Source organism: Amycolatopsis sp. MtRt-6 (assembly GCF_017308975.1).
Classification (GTDB): Bacteria; Actinomycetota; Actinomycetes; order Mycobacteriales; family Pseudonocardiaceae; genus Amycolatopsis.
In genome coordinates, this window is record NZ_JADWPD010000003.1 from 111,888 (window position 1) to 136,525 (window position 24,638).

Here is a 24,638-nt window from a genome sequence, read left to right on the forward strand (position 1 = left end):
CATCAGGATTGGTAACGCAGTTCGCCGCCGACGGCGGTGCCTTGCACGGCGAGGTCGTCCAATGCGGACTCGTCCAGGGGCGAACCGGACAGCACGGCGAAGTCCGCGAGCTTCCCGGGTTCGAGCGTGCCCAGGTCACGCTCGGCGAAGGTCGCGTACGCCGAGCCGTACGTGTACGCGCGCAACGCCTGCTCCGGCGTCAACGCCTCTTCGGGTGCGAAGGGCGCGCCTGACGCCGTGCGCCGACGCACCATGTCGGCCAGCGCGAGCAGCGGCGCGCCGTTCACGACGGGCCGGTCCGAGGACGCGGGAAGCACGCAACCCGCGTCGAGGACGCTTCGCAGCCGGTAGCACCACGGCACGCGAGCTTCGCCGAGCGCGGTGCGCATGCCGTCGCCGAGCTCGTTGACGAACCGGCCCTGCGGTGACGGGATGAGCCCGAGCGACGCGAGGCGGGTCAGCTCCGCGGGCCGGAGCACCGCGCAGTGCTCGATGCGGTGCCGGTGGTCCGTGCGCGGCGAAGCGGCCAACGCGGCTTCGTAGGCGTCGAGGACGACGGTGATCGCGCGGTCGCCGATCGCGTGCGTCGCGATCTGCCAGCCCGCTTCGTGGGCGCGGCGGATCGTGCGGGCCAGCTCGTCCTCGGGCACCTGGAAGTAGCCGCGGTTGCCCGGCTCGCCGTCGAACGGGTCGTGCATCGCGCAGGTGCGCCCGACCAGGGAGCCGTCGGCGAACAACTTCATCGGGCCGACGCGCAGCCACTCGTCGCCGAGGCCGGTGCGCAGGCCGAGGTCGAGACCGAAGCCGGCGTCGTCGGGCAGGTCGTGCAGCACGCTCGCGGCGACCATCACCGTGCTGCGCACGCGCAGCACGCCGCGGTCGCGCGCCTCCTGGTAGGCGGCCAGCTCCGCGGGTGTCTCGCCGACCAGGCCGCCGCCGATCCCGGCCTCCTGGACGCTGGTGATGCCCTCGGCCAGGTACTGCTCGGACGCCCGCGCGAGCCCGCGCACGACCCGCTCGACGGGGGTCGGGTACGTCAGCGGCCGCAGCAGCAGCTGGGCCTGCTCGCGCAGCAGGCCGGTGGGCGAGCCGTCGTCGTCGAGCACGACGTCGCCGCCGACCGGGACGTGCGCCAGGTCGAGCCGGTCGAGCACGGCCGAGTTGACCACGGTCATGTGCCCGGACGTGTGCTTGAGCCGCACGAGCATGCCCGGCGCGGCGCGGTCGAGGCCGCGGCAGCCCGGGTGCCCGCCGGCGAGCTTGTTCTGGTCGTACCCGCTGCCGACCACCCAGCTCCCGGCCGGCAGCGTCGCGGCGCGCGCGGCGACGGCGTCGTAGACCTCCTCGACGCTGCGGCAGCCGCCGAGCGGGACGTCGTCGAGGCCCATGCCGAACCACGCCATGTGGTTGTGGGCGTCGTGGAAGCCGGGCACGACGAACCCGCCGGCCAGGTCGACGCGGGTGCGTGCGGAGAGCGAGCGGGCGTCGTCGCCGAGCGCGACCACGCGGCCGTGCAGGACGGCGAGTGCGCTGGTGACGCCCGTACCCGTCCACACCGTGGCGTTCTCGTAGACCGCATCGACCTTCATGGTGTCCGAGGCTATCGATCGATCGATCGAACGTCTAGCATCGGCCTCATGCCCACCGTGGACTTCGCCGTCGAGGACGGCATCGCGCACATCCGGCTGAACCGGCCCGAGCGGCTGAACGCGGTCGCCGCCGTCCTGGTCGACGACTTCCTCGCCGCCCTCGACGCGGCCGCGCGCAGCGACGCCCGCGTCGTCGTGCTGTCCGGGAACGGCCGGGCCTTCTGCGCCGGCCACGACCTCAAGGAACCCACCCCCGCGGGTGACTCGCGGGCGCGGCTGGACCGGCTCCAGGACGTCACGCGGCGGCTGCGCGGGCTGCGCCAGCCGGTGATCGCGGCGGTGCACGGCTACGCGATCGGCGCCGGCGCCGAGTTCGCGCTCGACTGCGACCTGATCCTGGCCGCCGAGGACGCCGTGTTCGCGTTCCCCGAGGTCTCGCTCGGGCTGAGCGTCACCGGCGCGGCGTCGCGGCTGCTCCCGCTGCTGGTCGGCCCGCTCAAGGCGAAGGAGCTCCTGCTGCTGGGCGAGCGCTTCGACGGCCGGAAGGCCGCCGAGCTGGGCATGGTCAACGCCGCCGTGCCCGCCGAGCAGCTCCAGGCCGAGGCTCTGAGCTGGGCGAAGCGGATCGCCGAGCACCCGCCCGCGGCCGCGGCCATGGCGAAGCGCGTCCTGGACGCGAGCACCGACCTCGAACCCGCCCTCGAACTCGAGGTCAGCCACGCCCTGATCACCGAGCACTCGGCCGCCGTCGCCGCGTCCACCGAAGCCTTCCGGAGCCGGGCGTGACGCCGCTCGCCGAGATCGGCACCCTCGCGCAGCTCGTCACGCGGGCCGCCGAGCTGTGGCCCGAGCGCACGGCGTGGGTGTTCGACCACCTGGACCAGGAATTCACCTTCGCCGAGGTCGACCGCGAAAGCTCACGGATCGCCGCGGCCCTGGCCGAGCGCGGCATCGGCGCCGGCGACCGGGTCGCCGTCATGCTGCGCAACCAGCCGGAGTTCCCGCTGATCTGGCTCGCGCTGGCGAAGATCGGCGCGCAGCTGGTGCCGGTCAACACGAACTACCAGGAATTCGACGGCGCCCACGTCCTCCGGCATTCCGGCGCGAAACTGGCCGTCGCCGCGCCCGAGTTCACCGCCCTCCTCGAGCGGATCGGCCTCACCGAGGTCGTCACGCCGGACCGGCTCGACGCGGCGGGCGCGGCGCCGGAGTTCACCCCGGTGCCGGAGACGCCGGTGAACATCCAGTACACCTCCGGCACCACCGGCGCCCCCAAGGGCTGCGTCCTGCCGAACCGCTACTGGACGACCCTCGCGATCAGCCTGGCCACCGACTTCCCGGCCGTCGGCGAGGACGACGTCATCCTGACCGCGCAGCCGTTCCACTACATCGATCCACAGTGGAATGTCGCGCTGGGACTGGCCGGGGGCGCCACCCTCGTCGTGCTGGACCGCTTCCACCCCAGCATGTTCTGGGCGAAGGTGCGCGAGCACGGCGTCACCTGGTTCTACTGCCTCGGCCTGATGCCGACGCTGCTGCTGCGCCAGGAACCGTCGGCCGCCGACCGGGAGCACCGCGTCCGCGCGATCTGCGCGTCCGCCATCCCGCACGAGCTGCACGCCGAGCTGGAGGCGCGCTGGGGCGTGCCGTGGTACGAGGCGTTCGGGATGACCGAAACCGGCGGCGACATCCGGATGACCGCCGCCGACCACGACGAGACCGTCGGCACCGGCTGCATCGGGCGGCCCAGCCGCGACCGCGAGGTGCTGATCGCCGGCGACGACGGGAAGCCGGTGCCGCGCGGGGAAACCGGGCAGCTGCTGATCCGCGGGATCGGGCTGATGCACGGCTACCACGACGATCCGGACGCGACGGCGAAAGCGTTCGAGAACGGCTGGTTCCACACCGGTGACCTGGCCCGGATGGACGCCGCCGGCCGCGTCTACTACGTCGGCCGGACGAAGGACATGATCCGCCGCAGCGGCGAGAACGTCTCCGCCGACGAAGTCGAGCGCGCCCTGCTGCTGCACCCGGCGGTACGGCTGGCGGCCGTCGTCGCGGTGCCCGACGAGCTGCGCGGCGAGGAGATCAAGGCGTACGTCGTGTGCGACGGCGACCGGCCGGACCCGGCCGAGCTCGCCGCGTTCTGCGCCGGGAAACTGGCCTACTTCAAGGTTCCGCGGTTCTGGGCATTCGCCGACGCGCTGCCGATGACGCCGTCGGAGCGGGTGGCCAAGGGCGAGCTGCGGAAGGTCGCGGACCCCCGCGCCGGCTCCTGGGACGCCAAGGCGGAAGCATGGCTGTGAGCAGCCGGGAGCGGGTGCGCGCGGCCGCGGTGAAGCTGTTCGCCACCAAGGGCTTCCACGGCACCGGCATCCGCGATCTGGCGCAGGAGGCGGAACTCTCCTCGGCCAGCCTGTACCACTACATGGGCACCAAGGAGGATCTGCTCGCCGAGATCATGCACACCGCGCTGAACCGGCTGCTCGACGCCGCCCGCGAGGCGACCGCGGGCGGCGGCGACCCGGTGCACCGGCTGCGCACGCTGGTCGCGCTGCACGTCCTCGCGCACGCCGTCGGCCCGGCGGAAACCCGGGTGGTGGACAACGAAGTCGACGTCCTGTCCCCGGCCGCGCGCGAGCCGGTGGTGGCCCTGCGGGACGCCTACGAACGGCTGTGGGCGGCCGCGATCGACGAAGGGGTGGCGGCCGGGGTGTTCCGTGTGGAGCACCCGGCGGTCACCAGGCTGGCGCTGCTCGAGATGTGCAGCGGGGTCGCGAGGTGGTATTCCCCACGTGGCCCGCTGGCGCTGGACGAGCTGGCCGAGCACTACGCGGAACTGGCGTCGAGGGCGCTGGGCTGCACGTCCGCACCGGGCGTCACCGACTTGCGGCGGTGCCGGGAAATCGTCGCGAAAGAGTGGGGAGTGTCCGTTTAGCGGCGCTTTTACCTGTGTACGCCTTGCCCAGACGGCGTGCGTGGGGGACGCTCGAAGGGTGACTGAGGAAACGATCCAACTGGAACTGGACGACTCGGGTCTCGCGCCGGGCCTCCCGGCGCCGGCACACCCCCGCGATCAGGTGCAGGATGTCCCCTATCGCCCCGTCGAGTTCCGTGACGACGATCTCCCCGCGGCTCTGGAGCGCTGCGCCAAGTGGCTACGTCAGGCCCAGGAGTGGCTGGGCGAGCCGCTCGATGTCCTGGCCATCCACCTCGACTACGACGACCGCAAGGGTTCGCCGTACTACGACGTGAAGCTCCTGTGCAACGAAGAGGACCTCGCGGGCGTCCCGATCGCCATCCGCAACAAGAAGTAAGCCGCTCCAGCAGCCGTCGAGGCCGCCCCGAAGAGGCGGCCTCGACGGCTTCGTGCGTTCTCAGCCGAGCGTGCCGCCGACCTTGACGTGCCCCTTGAGCAGGTTGCGCGCGATCGTCCGGCGCTGGATCTCGTCGGTGCCCTCGTAGATGCGCAGCAGCCGCAGCTCGCGGTACCACCGCTCGACCGGCAGCTCGCGGGTGTAGCCCATGCCGCCGTGGATCTGCAGGACGCGGTCGACGATCTCGTTGGCCTTCTGGCCGCCGTAGAGCTTCGCCATCGACTGCGCGTGCCGCGAATCGAGGCCCTGGTCGACCTGCCAGGCGGCGTGCAGCACCAGCCAGCGCAGCGCTTCCAGCTCGACGCCGGAGTCGGCGATCATCCACTGGATGGCCTGCCGCTCGGCAATCTTCTGTCCGAACGTCTCGCGGGTGTTGGCGTGCTCGATGGCCATCGAGATCAGCCGCTCGCAGGAGCCGATCGCGCGGGCGGGCAGCAGGTAGCGGCCCTGGCCGATCCACTGCATGGCAAGCTCGAAGCCGCGGCCCTCCTCGCCGAGGATCTGCGTCTCCGGGACGCGGACGTCCTGGAAGATCAGCGACGCGGGGCCCCACTCGCCCATGGTGTCGATGTATTCGGACTTCCAGCCGGCTTCGCGGTCGACGAGGAAGCAGGTGACCCCGCCGTTCGCGCCCTTCTCCGGATCGGTGATCGCGAAGACCATGGTGAAGTCGGCTTCGTTCCCCCCGGTGATGAAGGTCTTCTCGCCGTTGATGACCCAGTCGGAGCCGTCCTTGCGGGCGGTGGTCCGGATGGCCTTGGCGTCCGACCCGGCACCCGGCTCGGTGATCGCGAAGCACGACTTGCGCTCGCCGGAGATCGTCGGCAGCAGGTAGGCCTGCTTCTGCTCCTCGTTGGCGTGGAACAGGATGTTGTCGGCGGCGCCGCCGAAGCGGAACGGCACGAAGGTCCGGCCGAGCTCGGCCTCCAGCAGCGCGGCCATCACGGCGGACAGGCCCATGCCGCCGTACTCCTCGGGCGTGAGGACACCCCAGAAGCCGGACTCCTTCGCCTTGAGCTGGAGGTCCGTGAGCTCTTCGCCGGTCAGGCCGGGCTGGTGGGCGCGCTCGCGCCGGAGGACTTCCTGCTCGAGCGGGATCAGCTCCCGCTGGACGAACGTGCGGACCCAGTCGCGCACTTCCCGTTCTTCGGTGCTGAGTGAAAAGTCCATGGGTGAGCCGCTCCTCCAACCAACACTGCCACCGGCTAAGCGCTTGCTTAGTCGAGCGTACCTCCTGAGCACCTGGTTACCCCAGACCTCGGCCCAAATTCGTGACAACGGCTTCCGCGCCCGGAAAGATCGGGGGTGTGATGGAGATCGAGGTCCGCTGGTCGTCGCCGTTGCCCGCCGAAGAACGCTTCCTGCGTCTGCTCGACGACGTCGAGCAAGGGCGGTTCGAGGCGTACCGGCAGGACGCGGACAAGCGGCGCTTCCTCACCGGCCGCGTCCTGGCGAAGACGGTCACGGCCGAGCGGCTCGGCCTGGCGGTCGAGGCCGTGAAGTTCGACGCGACCTGCGAAGACTGCGGCAAGCCCCACGGCAGGCCCCGCATCCCGGGCGCGGACCTGACGTTGTCGATCTCGCATTCGGGCGACCTGATCGGCATCGCGGCGACGCGAGCGGTCCCGGTGGGCCTCGACGTCGAGACGGCCACCCGCCGCGCGGACGACGGCCTGATCGAGTACGCCCTGAGCCCGGCGGAGGCGGAGCACCTGGCGGGCCTGTCCCCGGAGGACAAGGCGGCGGCGTTCTTCGTCTACTGGACGCGCAAGGAAGCGGTGATGAAGGCCACGGGCAAGGGCCTCCGCATCCCCCTGCAGAGCATCACGTTCTCCCGCTACGACGAGCCGGCCCGCTTGGCCGCCTCGGGCGACCCGGCACTGGACCCGGCCACAACCCGCTTGGCGGACCTGAAAGCCGCGGACGGCTACCGCGCGGCCATCGCGGTGCTGACCACCGAGGAGCTGTCGGTCACCGAGGAACACTGGGTCCCCTGACCCCAAGCGCCCCAATGAGGCCTTCGGTGCGTCCAACGCACCCAATGTGGCGTTCGGTGCGTTGAGCGCAACCAACGCCACATTGGGGTGCTCTGGACCGGTCAGACCGGGAGGTCCGCCAGGCCCATCGCGGTCAGCAAGGTGCGGAACTTCGCCGTCGTCTCGTCCAGTTCCGACTGCGGGTCCGAAGCCGCCACGATGCCGCCGCCCGCGTACAGCCGCATCGATGTCGACGCTATCTCCGCGCAGCGGATCGCCACCGCCCACTCGCCGTCGCCCGCCGCGTCCACCCAGCCGACCGCTCCCGCGTAGTAGTCGCGGTCGAACGGCTCCAGCTCCTGGACCAGCTCGCGGGCCCCCTCCGTCGGGGTGCCGCAGATCGCCGGGGTCGGGTGCAGTGCCGCCGCGAGGTCCAGGGCCGTGATGTCCGGGTCCGCCAGCTCGCCCGTGATCGGGGTGCGCAGGTGCCAGATCGCCGGCGTGGTGACCAGCTCCGGGCCCGCCGGGACGTCCAGCTTCCGGCAGAACGGCCGCAGGGCCTCGACCAGGTAGTCGATCACCACCGCGTGCTCGAGCTGGTCCTTGCGCGACGTCCGCAAGGCCTCGCCGTTCGCGCGGTCGGCCACCGGGTCGGCCGAGCGCGGCATCGAGCCCGCGTGCGGGGACGAGAACACCGTCCGGCCGGTGCGGCGCAGCAGCAGCTCGGGCGTGGCACCCACCAGTGACCGGCCGCCCGGCAGCTCGGCCGCGTACGTGAAGTGCCGGGGATTGCCGACGGCCAGGTTGCGCACGATGCTCTCGGCGGGCACCAGCGCCTCGAATTCCAGGTCCAGGGCCCGCGCCAGGACGGCTTTCCGCAGGTCACGGGCAGCCAGGAACGAAACCGCCGAACGCACGGCCTCGCGATGCAACGCCGGTGACGGCACCGCACGCACCCGCACGGGCGCGGGCAGGGTCTCCCGGGACAGCGAAGGCGCCCCCGAGGACCGGTGGACGGTCCGGGGCACGACGAGGTGGCCCGGCACCTTCGTGTCGGGCCCGGTGTCGAACGGGAGGACGCCGACGGCCAGCGGGGCGCCGGTCTCGGCGAGGACGCCGGGGATCGCCGAGGCGAGCCGCCGGGGGTCCGTCTCGGTCACGGTCCGGATCGTGCCCTGCGCCAGCAGCGCGCGCGAAGCCGTCGTGAAGAGGAAGTCGCCTCGCTGGTAGCGGGCGGCGAGGTCAGCCGGGGTCGCCGGATCAGGAGAACTCACAAGACCCAGCCTCCCAGGCGGCGGGAGATCCGCGAGGGAAGTGTCGCCAGCGACACTTCCCTCGCGGTCAGCTCCTGGTGACGGCTACTTGAGCGCGTCGATGAGCGCCTCGCGCTGGCGCTCGCCCAGGCCGGCCGCACGCCGGTCCGGGTCGATGCCGGCCTGCTCGAGCAGGGCGGCGACCTTCACCGCGCCGAGGCCGGGGACGGCCTTCAGCAACTGGGTGACCTTCGTCTTCCCGATGGTCTTGTTCTCCTTGGCCTGCTTGAGCACCTTCTCGATGCTCTCCTTGCCGGACTTGATCGACGCGAGCAGCTCCGAACGCGCCTTGCGAGCCTCGGCGGCCTTGGCCAGGGCCTCGGCGCGCTGCTCCGGAGTCAACGTAGGCAGAGCCAACGTAGTGTCCTTTCCTCTCAGGTCTCCGCTTTCGCGGCCGACAGCTTTTATGAGTGCTTGCTCCTGCAAGCGCTGCTCAGCCGTCTCTTGCCACGGGCCCAGTAAACGCCACCCGCTTCTTGGCCGTGCAACCGACACGCACTTATTACCCCCGGAGGTGATACCGGGCAACCCGCTCCGGCCTGCGGAAACGCTCCCAAGAAGCGGCCCGCGTGGCCTCTCTCACCCGGAAGTGGAGGCTCCGCTACGCAATGTTCTCGTGCACATTTCCTTGCACATAAGGAAAACCCGAAAAATTGATGATCTTGATCATCGTCCGGTCGTCGCCCGATCGCGCGACGACCGTGACCGAACGGAGCCGTTGTCGACCATGCCCGCTTCACCCGATCCGCACTAGAGTCGGCGCAACCCCAGCCCACCGGCGAACGACCCCCGGGAGCGACCATGTTGAGCACCATGCAGGACGGCCAGCTGTCGCTGGCGAACCTGCTCCGCCACGGCACGTCGGTGCACTCGGCGAGCGAAGTCATCACCTGGACCGGTTCAGAAGCCCGCCGAGAGAGCTACGGCGACCTGGGCAGGCACGCCGCCCGGCTCGCGAACGCCCTCCGCGGCCTCGGTGTGACAGGCGACCAGCGTGTCGGCACGTTCATGTGGAACAACGCCGAGCACATGGCCGCCTACCTGGCCGTCCCGGCGATGGGCGCCGTGCTGCACACGCTGAACATCCGCCTGTTCCCCGAGCAGCTCGTGTTCGTCGCCAACCACGCCGAAGACCACGTCGTCATCGTCGACGGCACCCTCGTCCCGCTCCTGGCCAAGCAGCTGCCGCAGTTCCGGACGGTCCGGCACGTCATCGTGGCCAACGGCGACGCCGCGTCCCTCGAAGCCCCCGACGGCGTCGAGGTCCACTCCTACGCCGAGCTGCTGGCCGCCCAGCCCGACACCTTCGACTGGCCGGACGTCGACGAGCGCTCGGCCGCCGCGATGTGTTACACCTCGGGCACGACGGGTGACCCCAAGGGCGTCGCCTACTCGCACCGGTCGATCTGGCTGCACTCGATGCAGGTCTGCATGACCGACAGCATGAAGCTCGCCCAGCAGGACAAGGCGCTCGCCATCGTGCCGATGTTCCACGCGATGGCGTGGGGCCTGCCGTATGCGTCGCTCATGGTCGGCGCGTCGCTGCTGATGCCGGACCGCTTCCTGCAGCCGGCGCCGATCTCGGCGATGCTGGCCGCGGAGAAGCCGACGTTCGCCGGCGCGGTGCCGACCGTCTGGCAGGGCCTGCTCGCCCACCTCGAAGCGCACCCGCAGGACATCTCGCACCTGCGCGAGGTCGTCGTCGGCGGGTCGGCGGTGCCGCCGTCGCTGATGCACGCGTTCCAGGAGCGGCACAACGTCCCGATCCTGCACGCCTGGGGCATGACCGAGACGTCGCCGCTGGGCAGCGTCGCCCGGCCGCCGGCGTCGGCGACCGGCGACGACGTCTGGAACTACCGCTACACGCAGGGCCGCTTCCCGGCGTCCGTGCGCGCGCGGCTGATCGACGACGACGGCGCGGTGCTGCCCTGGGACAACGAGGCTGTCGGCGAGCTCGAGGTCCAGGGTCCCTGGATCGCGGCGTCGTATTACGGCGGAAGCGACGTCGACCCGGAGAAGTTCCACGACGGCTGGCTGCGCACCGGCGACGTCGGCAAGATCAGCCCGGACGGGTTCCTCACGCTGACCGACCGCGCCAAGGACGTCATCAAGTCCGGCGGCGAGTGGATCTCCTCGGTCGACCTGGAGAACCAGGTCATGGGCCACCCGGCCGTCGCCGAAGCCGCGGTCGTCGGCATCCCGGACGAGAAGTGGGACGAGCGGCCGCTGGTCGCCGTCGTGCTCAAGGAGGGCCAGCGCGTCACGCCGGAGGAGCTGCGGGACTACCTGGCCGACAAGGTCGCGAAGTGGCAGCTGCCGGAGAACTGGACGTTCGTCGACGAGGTGCCGAAGACCAGCGTCGGCAAGTTCGACAAGAAGCGGATCCGCGCGTCCTACTCCGAGGGAAAGCTCGACATCGCGCAGCTCTAACGGGTAAATCTCCGGCGAGTCTTCACGCCTTTGGTGGTCACCATGGGGGAACCTGACGCCCCTATGGTGGCCTTCAGAGCACGTCGGAGGAGTTCTGGGGATGCAGCGGAACAGGCGGAGTTTCCTCGCACTCGCGGGAATGGGCGCGCTGGCGACGGCATGCGGGTCGAACACCGGGCGGCAGGGTGACCCGCCGCCCTCGACGGCGTACTCGGCGGGACCGCCGCCGTCGGCCGCCTCGAAGGTCACGCTCCAGCAGTGGTACCACGCCTACGGCGAGGAAGGCGTCCAGGACGCCGTCAAGCGGTACGCCGCGAGCTATCCCGGCGCGACCGTGAACGTGCAGTGGAACCCGGGCGACTACGACTCGAAGATCGTCACCGCGCTGCAGAACAGCGGCGTGCCGGACGTCTTCGAGGCCCAGGTCAAGATCGACTGGGTGCGGCAGAAGCAGGTTGTCCCGCTCGACGACGTCATCGTGTCGGCGAAGAGCGACTTCAGCCCGGCCGTGCTGGCCGCGCAGACCGTCGAGGGCCGGGTCTACGGCATCCCGCAGGCCACCGACACGCAGGTGCTCTTCTACCGCAAGAGCCTGCTGCAGGCCGCCGGCGTGCAGCCGCCGCAGACGGTCGACGAGCTCGTCGACGCGGCCGCGAAGCTCACCAAGGACGGCGTCAAGGGCTTCTTCGCGGGCAACGACGGCGGCGTCGGCGTGCTCACCGGCCCGCTGCTGTGGTCCGCCGGGCTCGACTACCTGAAGAACGGCAACCGCGAGGTCGGCTTCGACGACCCGCGCGCGGCGACCGCGCTGGCGAAGCTGCACACGCTGAACGCCAGCGGTTCCCTGCTGCTCGGCGCGCCGGCGGACTGGTCTGACCCGGGCGCGTTCATCGACGGGCTGGCGGCCATGCAGTGGACCGGGCTGTGGAACGTGCCGAAGATCCGGCAGGCGTTCGACGACGACTTCGGCGTGCTGCCCTTCCCGAAGCTGGACGGCAGCGGCGCGCCCTCGGTGCCGGTCGGCGCGTACGGCGCGATGGTGAACGCCAAGAGCGCGCACGTCGCCGAAGCCAAGGCGTTCGTGAAGTGGCTGTGGATCGACCAGACGCAGAACCAGCTGGAGTTCGCGACGAAGTTCGGCTTCCACGTGCCGGCCCGGCAGAGCCTGGTCGGCCGCGCCGACAGCCTCAAGTCCGGCCCGGCCGCCGACGCGGCCCGGTTCGTCAAGGAGAACGGCCACCTGGTCGGCGGTCCGGTGTGGACACAGCAGGCGAACACGGCGCTGTCCGACGCGGTCGCGAAGATCGCCAAGGAGGGCGCGGACCCGGTCGCGCAGACCAAGACGGCGGTCGAGGTGGCTCGCGCCGAACTGAAGCGCCTGTACGGATGAAGCGGCGCGATGCGCGCGCGTTCTGGCTGTTCGTCGGGCCGTTCCTGATCGGGCTGGCGATCTTCGCGTACCTGCCGATCGGCTGGAGCGCGTACCTGTCGTTCTTCGACGCGCGCAACACGGTGACGCCGACGGACTTCGTCGGGCTGGACAACTACGGGCACATGCTCACGGACGAGCCGTTCTTGTCGAGCCTGGGCACGTTCAGCGTGTTCGCGGTGTTCATCGTGCCGCTGACGTTCGTTTTGTCGCTGGCGCTGGCGCTCGGCGTCAACCAGCTGAAGTTCGCGCGGGCGTTCTTCCGCTCGGTGTTCTTCCTGCCCTTCGCGTGCTCGTACGTGGTGGCGTCGCTGATCTGGAAGACGTCGTTGTTCTCGGGTGTCCGATATGGACTCGCGAACACGCTGTTGTCCCTGGTCGGCATCGACCCGGTGGCCTGGACCGGGACGGTGGACCCGCCGCTGTACTGGGTGGTGCTGGTGACGGCGCGGCTGTGGCTGCAGCTCGGGTTCTACATGATCCTGTTCATCGCGGCGCTGCAGCGGATCCCGGCCCAGCTGTACGAAGCGGCGTGGCTGGACGGCGCCAAGCCGGGCTGGCAGGTGTTCCGGCACATCACCCTGCCGCAGCTGCGCGCGACGGCGGTGGCGGTGCTGCTGCTCAACCTGATCAACGCCTACCAGGCGTTCGACGAGTTCTACAACATCATGGGTGACGCCCGCGGCTACCCGCCGTTCGCGCGGCCGCCGCTGGTCTACCTGTACTACACGTCGCTGGGTTCCGGTGGCCAGGACCTCGGGCGCGGCAGCGCCGGTGCGGTGATCCTGGCGCTGATCATCGCGCTGGCGACGGTGCTGCAGGGCCGGGTGCTGCGGTTCGGGCGGGCGTCATGAGGGCGTTCCTGCGGTGGACTTGCCTGACGGTGGCAGCGGCGCTGTTCCTGCTGCCGTTCTACCTCCTGCTGCGCAACGGCCTGGCGTCCCGCGCGGACATCACATCTCCACAGTGGACGTTCTTTCCGTCCACAGTGCACTGGGAGAACTTCTCGCGGCTCTTCTCTTCGGAAGACGTCCCGTTCGGCCGCAGCCTGCTGAATTCGGCGGCGGTCGCGACCCTGCAGACGACGGGTTTGCTGGTGATCTGTTCCCTGGCGGGTTACGGCCTCGCCCGGATCCCGTACCGCCATTCCGGGATCGTGTTCTACGCGGTGCTGGCAACGCTGATGATCCCGACGTCGGTGACGTTCGTGCCGAGCTTCGTGGTCGTCTCGTCGCTCGGCTGGCTGTCGGACTTCCGCGGCCTGGTGATCCCCGGGCTGTTCAGCGCGTTCAGCGTGTTCCTGTTCCGCCAGTACTTCCTCGACTTCCCGCGCGAGCTGGAGGAGGCGGGCCGGGTGGACGGGCTCAGCCGCTGGGGCGTGTTCTGGCGGATCGTGGTGCCGAACTCGAAGGGCTTCTTCGCGGCGATCGCGGTCATCACGGTGATCGGCAGCTGGAACGCGTTCCTGTGGCCGCTGATCATCGCCCAGTCGCCGGATTCGTGGACGGTCCAGGTGGCGCTGTCGGGCTTGCTGACGGCGCAGAACCCCCAGCTGAACCTGCTGTTCCTGGCGGCGGCGGTGTCGATCCTGCCGATCGTGCTGCTTTTCGCGTTCCTGCAGCGGTACCTGGTGCGCGGGGTGGCCGAGTCCGGCCTGAAGGGCTGAACGGTGGGCCGAATTGACCACAACCTTCGGCGGTACAGCACGCCTCGTGATCTGTGACAGGGTGGACTGAACTGTCACGGTGAATGTTTTTCACGTTCACCCCGTGTCCACCCACGTCCGGCACTGTGCCGGTCATCCGAGAAGACTGGGGAGCGAACATGGCCGAACTCACCCGGCGCACCTTCGCCACCGCGGGCGCCGCCGGTGTCGGGCTGCTGCTCTGCACGCCCACCGCGAACGCCCTCGACCGCGCCCTGCGGCTGACGAGCACCCGCTCGGTCGCCACCGCCGGCACCACGCTCGAGCAGGTCGCCGCGGGCGGCGGCACCAGCACCTACTCGCGCCTGTCCGCCGGACCCGGGTGGCCGTTGGTCGTCCGGAGCGACCTCGCCGCGCCGAAGAGCGGCCGCGACGACCGGCGCCGGGCGCTGTCCGCCTTCGTCCAGTTCACCGACCTGCACATCACCGACACCGAAAGCCCCGCGCGGTTCGAGTACCTGCACCCCTTCATCGGCTCCGCGCACCGGCCGCAGGAGGCGCTCGGCACCGTCGCCACCAGCGCGCTGGTCGAGCGCGTCAACAGCGTGCGGCAGGGCCCGTTCACCGGGCGGCCGTTCGACCTGATGGTCACCACCGGCGACAACACCGACAACCACGAGCTGATCGAGCTCGACTGGTTCCTCAAGGTCCTCAACGGCGGCACAGTCACGCCCGGCTCCGGCGACCCGGACGCCTACGAGGGCGTGCAGAGCTCGGGCAACGACGAGTACTGGAACCCTTCGATCCCCGGCGTGGGCGACAAGTACTCGGCGAAGGGCTTCCCGCAGCTGCCGGGCCTGCTCGAAGCGGCCATGAAGACGTTCACCGCGCCCGGCCTCGACGTGCCGTGGTTCTGCACCTTCGGCAACCACGACGACAGCATCGTCGGCTCGCTGCCGGCGCGGGTTCCCGGAATCGACGCGTGGTACACCGGGAAGTACAAGGTGATCGGCAAGGACGAGACCGCCGCGAAGAAGCTGGCCGCCGCCATCGAGAGCGGCTCGGGCGTTCCGCTTTCCGAGCTGTTCGGCGGCAGCGGCACCGTCCGCGAGATCACGCCGGACGCGCGGCGCCGCCCGTTCACCACCGGCGAGTTCGTCCGGGCGCACCTCGATCCCGCCAACACCGGCCCCGGCCCGGCCGGCCACGGCTTCGGCAGCGCCAACGCCGACGGCAAGAACGTCTACTACACCTTCCGGATCGCGCCGGGCATCACCGGGATCAGCCTCGACACCACCACCGACGCCGGGTTCGCCGACGGCTCGATCGGGCTCGCCCAGTACTCGTGGGTCGAGTCGACGCTCAAGCGCGGCAGCTCGACGTACTACGACTTCTTCGGCCGCAAGGTCACCCACGCCGTCACCGACGAGCTGTTCATCCTCTTCAGCCACCACACCAGCGGCTCGATGGGCAACCTGCTGCCGGACTCGCGCCACCTGCTCGACCCGAGGCTGGACGGCAACGCGTTCGTCGCGCTGCTCAAGCGGTTCCCGAACGTGCTGGCCTGGGTCAACGGCCACACGCACGTCAACAAGATCACCCCGCACGCCGGGAGCACGCCGCAGCAGGGCTTCTGGGAGATCAACACGGCGTCGCACGTCGACTTCCCGCAGCAGGCGCGGATCGTCGAGGTCGCGGACAACGCCGACGGTACGTTGTCGCTATTCACGACGTTGATCGAGGCCGAAGCGCCGTACGCCGTGGACTACGACGCCCGGACGCCGCAAGCGCTTGCGTCGCTGTACCGCGAGCTGTCCTACAACGACATCCACGTCGACCTCGGCCGGGTCGGCGCGGCCGCCGACCACAACACGGAGCTGCTGCTGGTCAACCCGCTCGGCTGAGACTACGCCGGAGGTAATCGCCCGGCCGCCGGTCTTCGGGCAAGCTGCGGAGCATGACCGATCCCGAGGGCACGCAGCTCTTCCACCGTTCCATGCCGTTCTCCGAGCGCCTCGGCGTCGAGGTGCTGGAGCACGGGCGCGAGCTCGTCCGCAGCAGGCTGAAGTGGGACGAGAGCCTCTGCACGCTCGGCGGCGCGCTGCACGGGGGCGCGCTCATGGCGCTGGCCGACTCGACCGGCGCCGTGTGCGCGTTCCTCAACCTGCCCGCGGGCGGCCAGGGCACGACGACCGTCGAGTCGAAGACGAACTTCCTGCGCGCGGTGCGTTCGGGCTACGCCGTTGCGTCGTCCAGACCACTGCACGCGGGCCGCAAGTTCGTCGTGGTGGAGACCGAAATCCACGACGACGACGGCAAGTTGGTCGCGAAAGTGACACAGACGCAGGCCGTCCTCTAGCCACCTGTTTACAGACCCGGCCGGAGCGGCGAAAATTCCTCGCTACTGGGTGGGTCTATCAGGGAGCCGCGATGCGCGCACGCAAGTTGTTCACCTTATTGTCAGTGGTTGTGTTATCCGCAGTAACCACACAGGTCGCCGACGCCGGGCCCGTCCGGCCGCGCGACGACGAGGCGATCGACTACCACGAATGGACCGGCGGCCGCTTCCACGACGGCGGCTTCGCCGGGGTCGCGCTCACCCGCGACGGCCTGCGCATCACGCACCCGGCCGGCACGGTCGAGCACACCGAGCCGGAGCTCGGCACGACGAGAACGTACGAGTACGGCCAGTGGACGTCACCGGAGTACCGGCAGGGCTTCGGCGCGACGCAGCTGGTCGCATCCTGGAACGCGAAGACGCCGGCGAAGACCTGGCTGCAGGTCGAGGCGCGGGGCCGGACGTCGGCGGGCGCCGAAACCGCGTGGTACGTGCTGGGGCGCTGGGCCAGCGGCGACGCCGACATCCTGCGCACCAGCGTCGACGGCCAGGACGACGCGAACGCGCTGGTCGACGTCGACACGCTGGTCATGAAGACCGGCGTGACGCTGAAGTCGTACCAGCTGCGCGTCAACCTCTACCGCGAAGCCGGCTCGGGGGCGACGCCGTCGGTGAGCCTGCTGGGCGCGATGACCTCGGCCGTCCCGGACCGCTTCGAGGTCCAGCCGACGAAGCCGGGGCGCGCCACCGGGATCGAGCTGAAGGTGCCCGCGTACGCGCAGAACCTCCACAAGGGACAGTTCCCGGAGTACGGCGGGGGCGGCGAAGCCTGGTGCAGCCCGACGTCGACCGAGATGGTGGCCGAGTACTGGGGCAAGAAGCCGTCGGCGGCCGAGATGGCGTGGATCCCGGCCGGCTACGTCGACCCGCAGGTGGCGTTCGCGGCGCGCTACACCTACGACCACGCCTACGACGGCACGGGCAACTGGCCGTTCAACACGGCGTACGCGGCGTCGCGCGGGCTGCGCGGGCACATCACGCGGCTGCACTCGCTGAACGAGCTGGAGAACTACATCGCGCGCGGCATCCCGGTGATCACGTCGCAGTCGTTCCTGTCGTCGGAGCTGGACGGCGCCGGCTACGGGACGGCGGGGCACATCATGGTTGTCGTCGGCTTCACGAAGGACGGCGACGTGATCGCGAACGACCCGGCGGCGAGCAGCAACGACCGGGTGCGCAACATCTACCAGCGCGACCAGTTCGAGAAGATCTGGCAGCGCACGAAGCGTTACCGCGCGGACGGCACCGTGGCGAGCGGCCCGGGCGGCATCGCGTACATCATCACGCCGGCTTGAGCCTTCGGCGGGGCGCCGCGCCGGCGCCCCGCCGGGTTCACCAGGTCTTGCCGGCCTGCTCCCGGATCGCGCGGTTGACGCGGTTGAAGAAGCCGGTGAGCGCGATGTGCGTGACGAGCGCGGAGAGCTGCGTCTCGTCGAAGTGCGCGGCGGCGGCCGCCCAGATCTCGTCGGTGACGCCGGGCTGGCCGTCCTGGATCCGCGTGGCGGCTTCGGTCAGCGCGAGCGCGGCCCGCTCGGCGTCGGTGAAGAACGGCGTCTCCCGCCAGACGACGACGCTGTGCAGCCGGTCGTCGGTTTCGCCCTGCTTCTTCGCCTGCCGGACACCGGCGTAGGTGCACGGCGCGCAGCCGTTGATCTGGCTGGCCCGCAGGTGGACCAGCTCCAGCAGCAGCGGCTCGAGGCCGGCGGAGTACACCACCTTGAACAGCTGCTGGACCGCGCCCGTCACCTCGGGCGTGGCCTGGCTCTTGAGCCGTGGTTCCATCGTTTCCTCCATCGGTTACCTGTGCCCCTCCGGGCCCGTCATGTCCACGACGGAGCGGAAGCGAGGAAGGTAACGACCATGACCGACAGGGTGGCTTCGGCGTTCGAAGCTCAGCGTGACCGGCTGCGCGCGGTGGCCCACCGCGTGCTCGGCTCCCACGCCGACGCCGAGGACGCGGTCCAGGAGGCCTGGCTGCGCCTGTCCCGCCAGGACGCGGCCTCGATCGAGAACCTCGACGGCTGGCTGACGACGGTGGTCGGCCGGATCAGCCTGGACGTGCTGCGTGCCCGCCGCGCCCGCCCCGAGGGGGCGTACGAGGAGATCGTGGTGGCGGCCGACGACGACCCCGCGGCGGACCCTTCGGCGAACGCGGAGCTGGCGGACTCGGTGGGGCTGGCACTGCTGGTGGTCCTGGAGACACTGGGCCCGAGCGAGCGGCTGGCATTCGTGCTGCACGACCTGTTCGCGGTCCCGTTCGAGGAGATAGGCCGCATCCTGGGCAAATCGACGGCGGCGGCCAAGATGCTGGCGAGCCGGGCGCGCCGCAAGGTGCAGCCACCGCCGGTCCCGCCGTCCGGCCGGGGGCAGCGCGAGGTGGTCCAGGCGTTCCTGACGGCAGCCCGCGACGGCGACTTCGAGTCGTTGCTGCGCGTGCTCGACCCGGAGGTCCGCCTGACGGTGGACACCCCGGACGGAGTGGTCGTGGTCCTGGGAGCGACGAACGTGGCGGCGGGAGCCCGCTTCGGCGCGGCGGCGGGCGGGCGGACCGTGCTGGTCGGTGGGTTGCCGGGCGTGGTGGCGTGGCGCGCGGACGGGACGCCGCTGTCGGTGGTGGCGTTCACGGTGGTGGACGGCCGGATCACGGGGATCGCGGCGGTGGCGGATCCGGTGAAGCTGGCTTCGATGGCGCTGCCGGAGCCGCCGCGGTAGCACGTCGACTCCCCGAACGCTCCCGACCACCCGCGAAAACTCATCCACTGGACAACAGTTGCGCAACACGCAACATGTTGCGCAAAACGTCACTCATGCGGATGTCGCCATCTCCGCATGATCCGTGATTAGCTGCGGTCGACCAGCAGCGCAGCCGGAAGGTGGTTCGAATGCCGTACGAGGTCCAGGGGGTTGTTTCGCGGGCGAAGGGCGAGCCCGTCTCGCTGGAGACCGTCCTCGTGCCCGATCCCGGTCCCGGCGAAGCCGTCGTGAACGTCCAGGCCTGCGGGGTCTGCCACACCGACCTGCACTACCGCGAAGGCGGCATCAACGACGAATTCCCGTTCCTGCTCGGCCACGAGGCCGCCGGCGTCGTCGAGGCCGTCGGCGCGGGCGTCACCGATCTCGAACCCGGCGACTACGTCATCCTCAACTGGCGCGCCGTCTGCGGCACCTGCCGGGCCTGCAAGCGCGGCAAGCCGTGGTACTGCTTCTCCACCTTCAACGCCGCCCAGCCGATGACCCTGCAAGACGGCACCAAGCTGTCCCCCGCTCTCGGTGTCGGGGCCTTCCTCGAAAAGACCCTTGTCCACAGCGGACAGTGCACGAAGGTCAACCGGGAAGCCGAACCCGCCGTCGCCGGGCTGCTCGGCTGCGGGGTGATGGCCGGGCTCGGTGCCGCCATCAACACCGGCGCCGTCACGCGCGGGGACTCGGTCGCCGTCATCGGCTGCGGTGGTGTCGGGGACGCCGCCATCGCGGGCGCGAAACTCGCCGGCGCCACCACGATCGTCGCGATCGACATGGACGACCGGAAGCTCACGTGGGCCAAGGACTTCGGCGCGACGCACACCGTCAACAGCAAGGGCCTCAGCGAGGCGCAGGTCGTCGAGGCCATGCAGGACGCCACCAGCGGCTTCGGCCCCGACGTCGTCATCGACGCCGTCGGCCGGCCCGAGACCTGGCGGCAGGCCTTCTACGGGCGCGACCTCGCCGGCACGGTCGTGCTCGTCGGCGTCCCGACGCCGGACATGCGGCTGAACGACCTGCCGCTGATCGACTTCTTCTCGCGCGGCGGCTCGCTCAAGTCCTCCTGGTACGGCGACTGCATGCCCAGCCGTGACTTCCCGATGCTCGTCGACCTCTACCTGCAGGGCCGGCTGCCGCTCGACAAGTTCGTCACCGAGCGCATCGGCGTCGACGGCGTCGAGCAGGCCTTCGAGCGCATGCACCACGGTGACGTCCTGCGCAGCGTGGTGACCTTCTGACCCTCTTCACCGACGACGAGTACCCGGCCGAGCCCTACCCGGGCACCCGGCCGGGCCACTCGTTCGTGCACGTCGACGGCGTCGGCCACCCGCTCGACACCGCGCCCGGCGGCTGGCGCGAGCGGATGGCCGTGCTGGCCTACGGCTCGAACGCGAACCCGTCGAAGATCACCTGGCTGAGGGCGCGGCTCGGGCTCGAAGGCCCGGTCGTCGTCGCGCACGCGCGCTGCGCCGGGCTCGCCGCCGTGTGGGCCGCCGGCTTCCGCGTGGTCGACGACCAGCGCCCGGCCACGATCACGGCGCTGCCCGGCGCCGAGGACCACGCCATCTGGTTCGTGACGCCGGACCAGCTCGCGGTCCTGGACCGCTGTGAAGGCCGCGGCACCCGCTACCACCTCGCGCGGCTGACCGACCCCGACATCACCCTCGATGACGGCACGCGCCTGACCGACGTCCACACGTACGTCGGCGCCGCGCCGGTCCGCTACCCGCTGCTGGTCGACGGCGCGCCGGTGCGCACCGCCGACGTCCCGCAGGCCGAGGCGGCCCGGCTCGACGGCGTCCCCGCCGACGGCCACGGCGTGCCCTGCGAAGTCGTCACACCAGCTTTCCGGGGTTGAGGATGCCCGTCGGGTCGACCGCGGACTTGGCCGCGCGCAGCACCTCGACGCCCAGCGCGCCGATTTCCGCGCTCAGGTACGGCGCGTGGTCGACGCCGACGGCGTGGTGGTGCGAAATCGTGCCCAGCCCGGTGATCGCCTCGCACGCCGCCGCCTTCGCGCGCTGCCACTGACCGACCGGGTCGGCCTCGTCGCGGGCCGTCAGCACCGTGAAGTACAGCGACGCCCCCGTTTCGTACGCGTGCGAAATGTGGCACATGACGATGGACCGGCCGAGCGAGGCCGTCAGTGCCGCGCGGACGTCGTCGCGCAACTCGTCCACAATGGACCAATAGGCCGCCGTTTCGAGCGTCTCGACGCAGACACCCATGTCCAGCAACCTGTCCCGCTGCCGGGGCCCGGCGAACCGGCCGTGCCGCCACGACTCGCCGAGTGCCTTGCCGACGCGCACGGCACCCGCGGCCTTCAGCCGACGAGCCGTCTCGCGGCGGCGCAGCGCGACGTCGTGCGCGGTGCCTTCCCAGCCCACGATGAGGAAACAGGGCCGCCGCACACCCCGCGCCGCCAGGTAGCGACGCAGCGCCGCCGTCTTCACACCGGCGTTCAACGCCAGCGAAACCTCGGTCTCGTCCACATCGGACAGCCGGGTGACGTCGGCGAGCGCGTGGTGCTGCGCGAGGTCCCGCACCGCTTCGGCGCCGGCCGCCCAGCCGGGCAACGCGTAACCCTCGTAGCGCCGGACCTTCGGCGCCGGCCGCACCCGCAGCGCCACTTCGGTGATCACGCCGAGCGTGCCCTCGCTGCCGATGGCGAGCTGCCGCAGGTCCGGCCCGGCCGCGGACGCCGGGGCGACGCCGAGCTTCCACGGGCCGCGCGGGGTTGCCAGCCGCACGCCGGTCACCATGTCCTCGAACCGCCCGTAGCCCGAAGACGCCTGGCCGGCCGAGCGCGTCGCCGCGAAGCCGCCGATCGTGGCGCGCTCGAACGACTGCGGGACGTGCCCGAGCGTCAGGCCGTGCCCGGCGAGCAGGCGCTCGGCCTCGGGCCCGCGGACGCCGGCCTGCAGGACGGCGACGCGCGACTCGGCGTCCACCGACACCAGCGCGTCGAGCCGGACGAGGTCCAGCGCGATCACCGCCGTCTTCTCGCCGCGCAGCGCCGCGACACCGCCGACCACCGACGTCCCGCCGCCGAACGGCACGACCCCGACGTCGTGCTGGACGCAGACGTCCAGGATCTCCTGAACCTCGTCCGGATCCGCGGGGAGCACGACGGCATCCGGCACCGGGAAGTCCGCCGAGAGCGAACGGCGGCGCAGGAGGTCGAGGTAGGACAGGCCGGTCGCGCGCGCGAGCCGGGCCGGGTCGTCGACCAGCACGTTCTCCGCGCCGACCACCTTCGCGAGGGCTTCCTCGGCAGATTTCGCCAGTTTCGCTGACGGTATTTTTACCGGCAGGTCGCCCGCTGGAGCGGCGACGGGCACCACGGGACCGATACGCTGGTCGAGCCACCTGGCCGCACGCGCGGGCAGCGGGGCGGCGCCGGCGGCTTCCGCGGTCCAGGACCGGCGGAGGCGGTGGTCAATGAGAGCGTTCACGACTACAGTGTGACATATGGACGTAAAACGTCACACTACGCAGACGGCGGGTTCCTCCGCGCTCGCGGACACCCGCAACCGCCAAACGGCGACGCGGGTGGCCGATGACGTGCTGCTCGACGCCGCGCGCTCGTGCGTGCTGGCCGTCGGTGTGCGCCGCACCACACTGGCCGAAATCGCCCGCACCGCGCGCGTCAGCCGGATGACGGTCTACCGCCGCTTTCCCGACGTCCGCAGCGTGCTCGCCGCCCTGATGACCCGCGAGTTCAGCGGGTTGCTGCGCACGGCGAGCGAGGGCGGCGCCGACGCCGCGCACAGCCGCGACCGGCTCGTGCTCATCGCGGCGGCCGGCGTCCGCGCGCTGTCGGCCGACCCGCTGTTCCGCACCCTGCTCGACGTCGACCCCGAACTGGTCCTCCCGTACATCGTGGAGCGGCTCGGCGCGACGCAGAAGTTCGCCGAGCAGGCCCTGCACCACCTGCTGGAGGCCGGCCACCGGGACGGCTCGATCCGGCGGGCGCCGGTCGCCGTGCAGTCGCGGTCGGTGCTGCTGGTGGTGCAGTCGTTCGCGTTCTCACTGCGACCGGCCACCGCGGACGTCGACGAGGCGGCGCTGATGGCGGAGTTCACCCACGTGCTCGACGCGGCACTGCGGCCATGACGTCCGGCTCGCTCAACGCGCGGCGCCGCGAACGGGAGCTCGCGGAGCTGGCGGCGGGCGAGCGAGTGGACGTCGCCGTGGTCGGCGGCGGCGTCACCGGCACAGGCATCGCGCTGGACGCGGCTTCGCGCGGTCTGTCGGTGGCGCTCGTCGAGGCGCACGACCTGGCGTTCGGGACATCGCGCTGGTCGTCGAAGCTGGTGCACGGCGGCCTGCGGTACCTGGCGCACGGCGAGCTCGGCTTGGCGCACGAGAGCGCGGTGGAGCGCGGAATCCTGATGACGCGCACGGCACCGCACCTGACAAGAGCGATGCCGCAGCTGTTCCCGTTGTACCCCAGCACATCCCGCGTACAGGAAGGCGTGATCTCCGCCGGCGTGCGCGCCGGCGACCTGCTGCGCCGGGCGGCGCGCACGCCGTCGTCGGTGCTGCCCGGGCCGCGCTCGATTCCCCCGCTGGAAGCGCTGGCGCTGGCGCCCGGCCTTTCCGCGAACGGTTTGCGCGGCGCCCTGCTGGCCTACGACGGCGCCTTGGTCGACGACGCACGTTTGGTGGTGACGCTCGCCCGGACGGCGGCTTCATTCGGCGCGCGGATCCTCACGCGACTGTCGGCCACTTCCCTGTCAGCGGACCGGATCGTCGCCCTGGACGGCATTTCCGGCTCCACTGTGGACATCCACGCGCGACAGGTGATCAACGCGACGGGCGTCTGGGCGGGAACGTTGACGGGCGCGGTCCGGCTGCGGCCGTCGCGGGGGTCGCACCTGGTGCTGGCGCCGGGGACGGTGCCGATGGGGACGACGTCGGTGAACATCGGGGTGCCCGGGAAGACGAACCGGTTCGTCTTCCTGCTGCCCCAGCCGGACGGCCGCGTCTACCTGGGACTCACCGACGAGCCGGTTCCGGGCCCGATCCCCGCTGTGCCGGAGGTTCCCGAGTCCGATGTGGACTTCTTGCTGTCGCTGGCTTCGTCGGTGCTCGCCCGGCCGTTGACCCGGGCGGACGTCGCCGGGTCCTATGCGGGGTTGCGCCCGCTGGTCGAAGGCGGGGGCCGGTCGGCGGACCTGTCCCGCAAGCACGCGGTCTTGGCGGGACCGGACGGCCTGCTGACGGTGGTCGGCGGCAAGCTGACGACGTACCGCCGGATGGCGGAGGACGCGGTCGACGCGGCGGTCCGCTTGGCGGGACTGCCGGAGTCGCCGTGCCGGACGGCGCGCCTGCCTTTGCTGGGAGCGGCTTCGCGGGCGGAGTTGTCGCTTGTGGACGCCGCGCCGCGGTTGGTGGCCCGGTACGGCACGGAGGCACCCCGGGTGGCGGCCTTGGGTGAGGTGGACGCGGAGTTCGCGGAGCCGGTGGGCCCGGGCACCGAGATCACGGCGGCCGAGGTGGTGTGGGCGGTGCGGAACGAAGGGGCCCTGGACGTCGAGGACGTGCTGGAGCGCCGGACACGGCTGGCGTTGATGCCGTCGGACGCCGAGGCCGCCGCGGCGAGGGTGGGGGAACTTGTCGACAAGTCGCTCGCCGGTTTGAGCTGACACAGCCCCGCCCGGGGGCGCCCCCCGGGTCCAGCGTATCGGCGACCACCGACAGAACCCCGCCTCCGCCGCCCCGCCAATCCGCCCT

Annotated in this window: 23 protein-coding genes; 17 read left to right on the forward strand and 6 right to left on the reverse strand. The window is 71.0% G+C overall.

Translation table 11 applies throughout. The annotated features are described in order from the left end of the window. Positions 1-2: 2 nt before the first annotated feature. Positions 3-1,589 carry an amidohydrolase gene (locus I4Q55_RS06735; RefSeq protein WP_206785154.1) on the reverse strand — a complete coding sequence of 529 codons (1,587 nt, stop codon included), beginning with the start codon at positions 1,587-1,589 and terminating at the stop codon, positions 3-5. A gap of 48 nt (positions 1,590-1,637) precedes the next feature. Between I4Q55_RS06735 and I4Q55_RS06740 the strand changes: the two genes are divergently transcribed. From I4Q55_RS06740 to I4Q55_RS06755, 4 genes are read left to right on the forward strand one after another with little or no spacing between them, the layout of a single operon-like run. Then, complete coding sequence (locus tag I4Q55_RS06740) at positions 1,638-2,375, forward strand: enoyl-CoA hydratase/isomerase family protein (RefSeq protein WP_206785155.1); 738 nt, start codon at positions 1,638-1,640, stop codon at positions 2,373-2,375. Further along, on the forward strand, positions 2,372-3,895 hold the full coding sequence (locus tag I4Q55_RS06745; protein ID WP_206785156.1) for an ATP-dependent acyl-CoA ligase: 1,524 nt from the start codon (positions 2,372-2,374) through the stop codon (positions 3,893-3,895). The genes I4Q55_RS06740 and I4Q55_RS06745 overlap by 4 nt, the downstream gene beginning before the upstream one ends. Further along, complete coding sequence (locus I4Q55_RS06750) at positions 3,892-4,527, forward strand: TetR/AcrR family transcriptional regulator (RefSeq protein WP_206785479.1); 636 nt, start codon at positions 3,892-3,894, stop codon at positions 4,525-4,527. The genes I4Q55_RS06745 and I4Q55_RS06750 overlap by 4 nt, the downstream gene beginning before the upstream one ends. A 58-nt stretch (positions 4,528-4,585) precedes the next feature. Beyond that, positions 4,586-4,906: a hypothetical protein gene (locus tag I4Q55_RS06755; RefSeq protein WP_206785157.1), complete on the forward strand. Its 321-nt coding sequence runs from the start codon at positions 4,586-4,588 to the stop codon at positions 4,904-4,906. Between the two features lie 60 nt (positions 4,907-4,966). Here I4Q55_RS06755 and I4Q55_RS06760 read toward each other — a convergent pair whose 3' ends face one another. Further along, the gene (locus I4Q55_RS06760) at positions 4,967-6,136 is read right to left on the reverse strand and encodes an acyl-CoA dehydrogenase family protein (RefSeq protein WP_206785158.1); all 1,170 of its coding nucleotides are present in this window, start codon (positions 6,134-6,136) and stop codon (positions 4,967-4,969) included. Between the two features lie 140 nt (positions 6,137-6,276). On the opposite strand from I4Q55_RS06760, the gene I4Q55_RS06765 reads away from it, so the two are divergent. Beyond that, on the forward strand, positions 6,277-6,963 hold the full coding sequence (locus tag I4Q55_RS06765; RefSeq protein ID WP_242545524.1) for a 4'-phosphopantetheinyl transferase superfamily protein: 687 nt from the start codon (positions 6,277-6,279) through the stop codon (positions 6,961-6,963). A gap of 101 nt (positions 6,964-7,064) precedes the next feature. Here I4Q55_RS06765 and I4Q55_RS06770 read toward each other — a convergent pair whose 3' ends face one another. Both I4Q55_RS06770 and mihF read right to left on the reverse strand, forming a co-directional pair. After that, a complete protein-coding gene (locus I4Q55_RS06770; protein WP_206785160.1) occupies positions 7,065-8,216 on the reverse strand; it encodes an isochorismate synthase MenF in 1,152 nt (383 codons plus the stop codon). An 84-nt stretch (positions 8,217-8,300) separates the two neighbouring features. After that, entirely contained in the window at positions 8,301-8,612 is a 312-nt protein-coding gene (gene mihF / locus I4Q55_RS06775) for an integration host factor, actinobacterial type (protein ID WP_051767699.1), read from the reverse strand. A gap of 444 nt (positions 8,613-9,056) precedes the next feature. Between mihF and I4Q55_RS06780 the strand changes: the two genes are divergently transcribed. The 7 genes from I4Q55_RS06780 to I4Q55_RS06810 all read left to right on the forward strand — a co-directional run bounded on the left by I4Q55_RS06780 (position 9,057) and on the right by I4Q55_RS06810 (position 17,452). Beyond that, on the forward strand, positions 9,057-10,685 hold the full coding sequence (locus I4Q55_RS06780) for a long-chain fatty acid--CoA ligase (RefSeq protein WP_206785161.1): 1,629 nt from the start codon (positions 9,057-9,059) through the stop codon (positions 10,683-10,685). A 100-nt stretch (positions 10,686-10,785) separates the two neighbouring features. After that, complete coding sequence (locus tag I4Q55_RS06785; protein WP_206785162.1) at positions 10,786-12,075, forward strand: ABC transporter substrate-binding protein; 1,290 nt, start codon at positions 10,786-10,788, stop codon at positions 12,073-12,075. Then, complete coding sequence (locus I4Q55_RS06790) at positions 12,072-12,968, forward strand: carbohydrate ABC transporter permease (RefSeq protein WP_206785163.1); 897 nt, start codon at positions 12,072-12,074, stop codon at positions 12,966-12,968. Before I4Q55_RS06785 ends, I4Q55_RS06790 begins: the two co-directional genes overlap by 4 nt. After that, positions 12,965-13,780, forward strand: coding sequence for a carbohydrate ABC transporter permease (locus I4Q55_RS06795; RefSeq protein ID WP_206785164.1), 816 nt, complete (start codon positions 12,965-12,967; stop codon positions 13,778-13,780). The genes I4Q55_RS06790 and I4Q55_RS06795 overlap by 4 nt, the downstream gene beginning before the upstream one ends. A gap of 158 nt (positions 13,781-13,938) precedes the next feature. Beyond that, the gene (locus tag I4Q55_RS06800) at positions 13,939-15,663 is read left to right on the forward strand and encodes a TIGR03767 family metallophosphoesterase (RefSeq protein WP_206785165.1); all 1,725 of its coding nucleotides are present in this window, start codon (positions 13,939-13,941) and stop codon (positions 15,661-15,663) included. Positions 15,664-15,716: 53 nt separating this feature from the next. After that, positions 15,717-16,118 carry a PaaI family thioesterase gene (locus I4Q55_RS06805; RefSeq protein ID WP_206785166.1) on the forward strand — a complete coding sequence of 134 codons (402 nt, stop codon included), beginning with the start codon at positions 15,717-15,719 and terminating at the stop codon, positions 16,116-16,118. A gap of 71 nt (positions 16,119-16,189) precedes the next feature. Next, positions 16,190-17,452 (forward strand): peptidase C39 family protein, encoded by a 1,263-nt coding sequence (locus tag I4Q55_RS06810; RefSeq protein ID WP_206785167.1) that lies wholly within the window; start codon positions 16,190-16,192, stop codon positions 17,450-17,452. A 37-nt stretch (positions 17,453-17,489) separates the two neighbouring features. Here I4Q55_RS06810 and I4Q55_RS06815 read toward each other — a convergent pair whose 3' ends face one another. Beyond that, on the reverse strand, positions 17,490-17,939 hold the full coding sequence (locus tag I4Q55_RS06815) for a carboxymuconolactone decarboxylase family protein (protein ID WP_206785168.1): 450 nt from the start codon (positions 17,937-17,939) through the stop codon (positions 17,490-17,492). A 78-nt stretch (positions 17,940-18,017) separates the two neighbouring features. Between I4Q55_RS06815 and I4Q55_RS06820 the strand changes: the two genes are divergently transcribed. From I4Q55_RS06820 to I4Q55_RS06830, 3 genes are all read left to right on the forward strand, one after another. Further along, complete coding sequence (locus I4Q55_RS06820) at positions 18,018-18,869, forward strand: sigma-70 family RNA polymerase sigma factor (protein ID WP_206785169.1); 852 nt, start codon at positions 18,018-18,020, stop codon at positions 18,867-18,869. A 170-nt stretch (positions 18,870-19,039) separates the two neighbouring features. Then, a complete protein-coding gene (locus I4Q55_RS06825; protein WP_206785170.1) occupies positions 19,040-20,137 on the forward strand; it encodes an S-(hydroxymethyl)mycothiol dehydrogenase in 1,098 nt (365 codons plus the stop codon). 65 nt (positions 20,138-20,202) lie between these two features. Further along, complete coding sequence (locus I4Q55_RS06830) at positions 20,203-20,757, forward strand: gamma-glutamylcyclotransferase family protein (RefSeq protein ID WP_206785171.1); 555 nt, start codon at positions 20,203-20,205, stop codon at positions 20,755-20,757. On the opposite strand, the gene I4Q55_RS06835 is transcribed toward I4Q55_RS06830, so the two are convergent. After that, positions 20,735-22,354 (reverse strand): FAD-binding oxidoreductase, encoded by a 1,620-nt coding sequence (locus I4Q55_RS06835; RefSeq protein WP_374194450.1) that lies wholly within the window; start codon positions 22,352-22,354, stop codon positions 20,735-20,737. The genes I4Q55_RS06830 and I4Q55_RS06835 overlap by 23 nt on opposite strands. Before the next feature lie 97 nt (positions 22,355-22,451). On the opposite strand from I4Q55_RS06835, the gene I4Q55_RS06840 reads away from it, so the two are divergent. After that, on the forward strand, positions 22,452-23,015 hold the full coding sequence (locus tag I4Q55_RS06840) for a TetR/AcrR family transcriptional regulator (RefSeq protein WP_206785481.1): 564 nt from the start codon (positions 22,452-22,454) through the stop codon (positions 23,013-23,015). Then, positions 23,012-24,550 carry a glycerol-3-phosphate dehydrogenase/oxidase gene (locus I4Q55_RS06845; protein WP_206785172.1) on the forward strand — a complete coding sequence of 513 codons (1,539 nt, stop codon included), beginning with the start codon at positions 23,012-23,014 and terminating at the stop codon, positions 24,548-24,550. Before I4Q55_RS06840 ends, I4Q55_RS06845 begins: the two co-directional genes overlap by 4 nt. Positions 24,551-24,638: the final 88 nt, after the last annotated feature.

Excerpts from the sequence above, each read along its gene's own strand:
- I4Q55_RS06735 (WP_206785154.1), bottom strand. The coding sequence starts at position 1,589 with ATGAAGGTCGATGCGGTCTACGAGAACGCCACGGTGTGGACGGGTACG.
- I4Q55_RS06740 (WP_206785155.1), top strand. The coding sequence starts at position 1,638 with ATGCCCACCGTGGACTTCGCCGTCGAGGACGGCATCGCGCACATCCGG.
- I4Q55_RS06760 (WP_206785158.1), bottom strand. The coding sequence starts at position 6,136 with ATGGACTTTTCACTCAGCACCGAAGAACGGGAAGTGCGCGACTGGGTC.
- I4Q55_RS06765 (WP_242545524.1), top strand. The coding sequence starts at position 6,277 with ATGGAGATCGAGGTCCGCTGGTCGTCGCCGTTGCCCGCCGAAGAACGC.
- I4Q55_RS06780 (WP_206785161.1), top strand. The coding sequence starts at position 9,057 with ATGTTGAGCACCATGCAGGACGGCCAGCTGTCGCTGGCGAACCTGCTC.
- I4Q55_RS06785 (WP_206785162.1), top strand. The coding sequence starts at position 10,786 with ATGCAGCGGAACAGGCGGAGTTTCCTCGCACTCGCGGGAATGGGCGCG.
- I4Q55_RS06790 (WP_206785163.1), top strand. The coding sequence starts at position 12,072 with ATGAAGCGGCGCGATGCGCGCGCGTTCTGGCTGTTCGTCGGGCCGTTC.
- I4Q55_RS06795 (WP_206785164.1), top strand. The coding sequence starts at position 12,965 with ATGAGGGCGTTCCTGCGGTGGACTTGCCTGACGGTGGCAGCGGCGCTG.
- I4Q55_RS06800 (WP_206785165.1), top strand. The coding sequence starts at position 13,939 with ATGGCCGAACTCACCCGGCGCACCTTCGCCACCGCGGGCGCCGCCGGT.
- I4Q55_RS06805 (WP_206785166.1), top strand. The coding sequence starts at position 15,717 with ATGACCGATCCCGAGGGCACGCAGCTCTTCCACCGTTCCATGCCGTTC.
- I4Q55_RS06810 (WP_206785167.1), top strand. The coding sequence starts at position 16,190 with ATGCGCGCACGCAAGTTGTTCACCTTATTGTCAGTGGTTGTGTTATCC.
- I4Q55_RS06815 (WP_206785168.1), bottom strand. The coding sequence starts at position 17,939 with ATGGAACCACGGCTCAAGAGCCAGGCCACGCCCGAGGTGACGGGCGCG.
- I4Q55_RS06820 (WP_206785169.1), top strand. The coding sequence starts at position 18,018 with ATGACCGACAGGGTGGCTTCGGCGTTCGAAGCTCAGCGTGACCGGCTG.
- I4Q55_RS06825 (WP_206785170.1), top strand. The coding sequence starts at position 19,040 with ATGCCGTACGAGGTCCAGGGGGTTGTTTCGCGGGCGAAGGGCGAGCCC.
- I4Q55_RS06845 (WP_206785172.1), top strand. The coding sequence starts at position 23,012 with ATGACGTCCGGCTCGCTCAACGCGCGGCGCCGCGAACGGGAGCTCGCG.